Origin of the sequence: Methylorubrum podarium, assembly GCF_022179745.1 — a bacterium.
GTDB classification, from domain to species: Bacteria; Pseudomonadota; Alphaproteobacteria; order Rhizobiales; family Beijerinckiaceae; genus Methylobacterium; species Methylobacterium podarium.
Window position 1 is genome coordinate 1 of record NZ_BPRD01000595.1, and the last position, 4,468, is coordinate 4,468.

General features: G+C 61.8%; 2 protein-coding genes and 2 pseudogenes. 1 reads left to right on the forward strand and 3 read right to left on the reverse strand.

Annotated features, from left to right (window positions below):
• The first annotated feature begins 380 nt into the window (after positions 1–380).
• A complete protein-coding gene (locus tag MFF42_RS24210) occupies positions 381–596 on the forward strand; it encodes a hypothetical protein (protein ID WP_017484359.1) in 216 nt (71 codons plus the stop codon).
• A gap of 90 nt (positions 597–686) precedes the next feature.
• On the opposite strand, the gene MFF42_RS24215 is transcribed toward MFF42_RS24210, so the two are convergent.
• The 3 genes and pseudogenes from MFF42_RS24215 to MFF42_RS24225 form a co-directional block, all read right to left on the reverse strand.
• Positions 687–935 carry a hypothetical protein gene (locus MFF42_RS24215; protein ID WP_003596801.1) on the reverse strand — a complete coding sequence of 83 codons (249 nt, stop codon included), beginning with the start codon at positions 933–935 and terminating at the stop codon, positions 687–689.
• A gap of 66 nt (positions 936–1,001) precedes the next feature.
• Positions 1,002–2,084: pseudogene (locus MFF42_RS24220) on the reverse strand (IS630 family transposase).
• 2,029 nt (positions 2,085–4,113) lie between these two features.
• A pseudogene (locus MFF42_RS24225) lies at positions 4,114–4,468 on the reverse strand (hypothetical protein); the annotation flags it as partial.

Consider the following 4,468-nt stretch of genomic DNA (forward strand, 5'->3'; position numbering starts at 1 on the left):
CTGGTCCGGCGCGGCGAGGGTGATGGTCAAGCAGGCGGATCGGCGGTAGAATATACTGGCGATATAAATACGACGCTGGTGCCGCCAAGTGCCGATAGGGTTTGGCTGCCCCTGCGCCAGTGGTCGGACGGTATCGCGACGTCGAAGTCCCCCGGGCGGTAGGCTGCCCCGCCCTGCAGATCAACCGCCCGACCGCGAGCACATGGCCGCGACCGGTGTCAGACGATTTACGACTCCGGTTCCCCAGACACGAAGCGCACTCTAGCAACGGGAGTGAGACGATGAGGCACGCGAGTCCGCGCGACGTTGAGCAGGATAAGGCTCCGTCAAGCTCAACCGGAAGGGCCACACGCCGGCGCCTTCCGCCGACCAGGGAACGGTTGGGCAGGCTGAGGGCGGTATCAGATCGCGTCGTCGAATCCACCGAATACGATGAGGAGACCCAAGGAGCCTTCGTCGAGGTGATGGGTCCCGAACTGCTCGACGTCGCGTTCGACGAACTCGGGGACCTCGCCTTGGTCCGAGGCGAGCTATCGGACAGCTTGCGGCTGCATGTTTCGGCCCTGCAGCGTCTCGACGAGGAGGACCTTTGGTGACGCAGGGCCGAAGCTGCGCCAATCCTTCCTGAGGTCCAGGTGAGTTTAGCCCGCCGGCGCTCTCGGGAGGCGCCGGACACTTCGCCAACCCTACCCGGCGCGCGTCCGCTTGCCCAGCGCGCCGTCCCAGCCTGGGAGGCGCGCATAGGCGTCCTTGCCAACCCTCTGGAAGTATCGCTCGTATTCGACGCTGATCTCGATCTTCTTGCGCGGCATCCCCTCGGATAGCGCTTCCTTGACCAAGCGGCCGCCCTTCAGCGTCGTCATTCGCAGCCGAACCATGATGTCCGCAACCGACATGCTGCCTTGCGCAGGCAGGATCTCGTAGGCTTCGTGCATCACGCGATCCCAGAACTCCTCAGAACGCACGTGGTCCAAGCGCCGGCTAATACCAATCGGCATGGTTCATAACCGATAGGCCCATTCGCGCAGTCCGAGCGACATGATCATCCAAGGCTGTGCGACGAGCTTGTTCCAAGCCTCGCAGCATTGATCGAGGATGTCCTCGTAGGAGTCGAAGATCCGGTCGCCGAGCCAGTTCTCGCGCAGGAACTGCCAGACATTCTCGACCGGGTTGAGTTCGGGCGCATGAGACGGCAGCGTCAGCAAGGTGAAGTTGTCGGGGACGACGAGGTCGGCGGCGACGTGCCAGCCGGCGCCGTCGAGGATTTGGACGGCGTGCGCGCCGGGATCGACGGCGCGGCTGATTTCGGCCAGATGCGCGTTCATGGCCGGTGTGGCGCAGCGGGGCAGGACGAGACCGGCGTCCTTGCCCTTCTCGGGACAGATCGCCCCGAAGATGTAGGCGGACGCCGTGCGCTGATCCTTGGGCGCCGTGGGCCGGCTGCCCTTGCGCGCCCACCGGCGCGGGACCGTGTTCTTCTGACCGACGCGGGCTCTCATCCTGAGGCTCTCGAAGGACGTCCTGCCACCAGAGTTCGAGCGGCGTGTCGACTGGCAGTTGGGCGCGGATCGCGCTCACGCGGGCGGGGAGGTTTTTTTAAACGCCGTCAGCGCCGCCGGGTCCTGCTGATGATGGCGCGGACGGGCCGACAGCTTGGCATAGCCCATCCGCTTCACCTCCCGTCCGACACTGCTCTCGTCGAGGCTGACGCCGAAGCGCGCGAACAGCCAAGCCGCCAAGTCCTTCAGCCGCCAGCGCACCACGCCGTCCCGTTGCAGGTCCGGCCCTTCCTCGATGGCAACCGCGAGCGCCTGCCGCTGGGCCGCGTCGAGCTTGAACCGCGGGCCGGGCTTCTTGCGCTCGATCAGGCCGTCCGGCCCGGCCGCGTTGAAGGCCAGCACCCAGTCGCGCACCGTCTGCAGGCCGACCGCGCCGATCCGCGAGGCCTGCGTCCGGCTCCCACCCTCGTAGATCGCGGCCAGCGCGAGAAGCCGCCGGCTCTGACCGGCATCGCGGCTCTTCCGCGCCAGACGTCGCAGGGTATCCGCATCGAAATCCTCGCGCAGATCCACGGCCTTCGACATGGCAAACCTCCTAGCTTGCCACATCGAATCACATCCGCCGCTTCCGCGTAAACCCGCGAGTCCTCACCCGTACCGATTGGTATTATGGGTACGCTGATTGTGCAGCAGAGATGCGGGACAATTTAAGCGCAGCAATTCCTGGTTGCCTCGCTCGTCGCCGGCTTTGCGCCGAAAACGGCCGTTTGCGGATCATTTTGGAACGAGACTTCGACTTTTCCGTCCCGTCGAGCGTTACGTGCCTGTAGGAAATGCGCACCCGCCGCCGCTCGCTGTTCACATCGTCTTCGGCGGCGGTCGTTGAACCTGCCAAGGTCGCCACACGAAATCGATCCCCGTAATTGCGGAGTTTATTCCATGACACGTACGTCTAAATTCAGAGCCTCACTCATCGCTGGCTTTGCTGCGCTCGCACTAGGCTTTGGCTTGGCAACAATCCCCGAACCGGCAGCCGCCCAAGGCCATGGCTACGGTCATTCCCGCGGTCATGGTGGCGGCTACGGCGGTCACGGTGGCGGCGGTCGGCACGGCTATGGCGGCGGACATCGCAGATCGTACAGTGGGCACGGCGGCGGTCGGCGACATGGCTATTCCGGTGGGCACGGACGCTCGGGTGGCGGCGGTCATCACAGGGGTGGTGGCCACTAGGGACACAAACTAGAAGCTTGATCCCGCAAAGATTGTCTTGAGCCCAAGCATTAGGCGAGGTTGGCGGGACTCAGTCATCGGATGACGGCAAATAGTTCGTTACTCAGAATAATTCTCCGACGTAACGAAATCCGATCCGGAAGCAAAGCACAGCCATGTTTTTTCTTCCAAATCCGAGCACAGGAGAATGATGTCGTGATGAAAAAGTCAGCAAGAGCAATGATCGCTGCGGCCTTTGCCGTATCTCCAACAGCAGTCTTCGCTCAGCATATCGATGTCAATCCGGGCGGGGTTCGGGTGGAAGGCGATAGCCACGGACGACGCGTTGTCGAAGAGCGTAGCGAGGGCGGCCATCATGAACCTCGCAGAGAGCACCACGAAGAGCGTCGAGAGGGACACCATGGCGATGCCCCGCGGGAACGTCACTGACGCCTTGAGATAAAAAGAGCTGTGAATAAGCGACGGGTGGCCATTACAGGTCGCCCCTCGTCTACATTTCAACGATATTGTCTAGGCCGACTAGCACAGATCAATTCAGTTGCTTCTGAAGCTGACGTACAAACAAGGGGAATTTACAGCTTAGCTGTGGCTATAAAATATATTTTTATTACTGTATAACTCTTCACCTTATTTGCTTTCTTCGAAGTCATGTGATGGAACGCTCCTGCCAAGCGCGCGGGCGAGGTGGGATGAAAACACCATTCAGCAGAGCCTGCCGGATCGCACCCGTGCGTTCAGGCGTTGGGCAAGGCAGAGGGCCTTGACCCGCTCAAACGAGTCTTCGGGAAGGGACGCGCAACGCAAAGGAGAAATAGTTATGGCTCGTCTTGGTAGGGTGAAGACGGCACTGAGTGTCGGCCTTCTGACGGTCACGCTCGTCATCAGCCTCGTGGCCATTCCGAGTGCGGCCCAGGCTGAAGGCCATCATGGCGGCTATGGCGGAGGACATGGGTTTCATGGCGGCCATGGCGGAGGCCACAGGTACTATGGCGGCCACGGTCGCACTTATGGGTATGGTGGTTTTGGCTATGGGCGCCGCTACTATAGCGGTCGCGGCTACCGCAGAGGACACGGACATTACGGCCATAGGCGGGGTTACTACGGGGTCCCCGTTGCAGCTGGATTGATCGGTGGCTTGGCGCTCGATGGGCTCGTGGCGCACAGCCCATACTACGGCCACTACGGTTGTGGTTACGCTCCGAGCTTTGATTACCACTACGGTTACTGAGCACGGTCGAGTGTGCCTGCTATACTATTATTTGTCGTCGGGGCCGGATGCTCAACGGTAGATCCGGTTTCGGCTCAGTCTGATATCGATTTTGCGATCTAGTTGCGTCATCATCTGCGAGGCGACTTCTCATAGTCTTCATTTGTTCGTCGTCAGTGTCGCCCGGCTGAGCTCGACCGCAATGCTCAAGGCTTCGGTTGTCTGAAGCTGGGTTTGCGCGGTGATCACGTCTGAGCGAGCAGCGACACAGGCAGCGTACTGGTTCTGAGTGATCACGAGGCTGCTGTCGCCGTTCCCGTCCAGGACCAGCATCACGCCGAGGTCCCTGGCGCTCGCGGCACGGTCGAACAGGATCATCTGCCGTGCCTTCGGGCTCGCTTCCGCGGTCTCGGGCGCGCGCAGGTTGTCGACGACGGCCCGCAGCGAAAGGTCGATGATCTCGACGTTGCGGGCGATGTCGCGTTCGATGACCTGCATGAGGTTCCTGGAGGTCTGCTCGGCCTTGTCCCAG

Coding starts and splice junctions, on each gene's coding strand:
- MFF42_RS24215 (WP_003596801.1), bottom strand. CDS start 935: ATGCACGAAGCCTACGAGATCCTGCCTGCGCAAGGCAGCATGTCGGTT.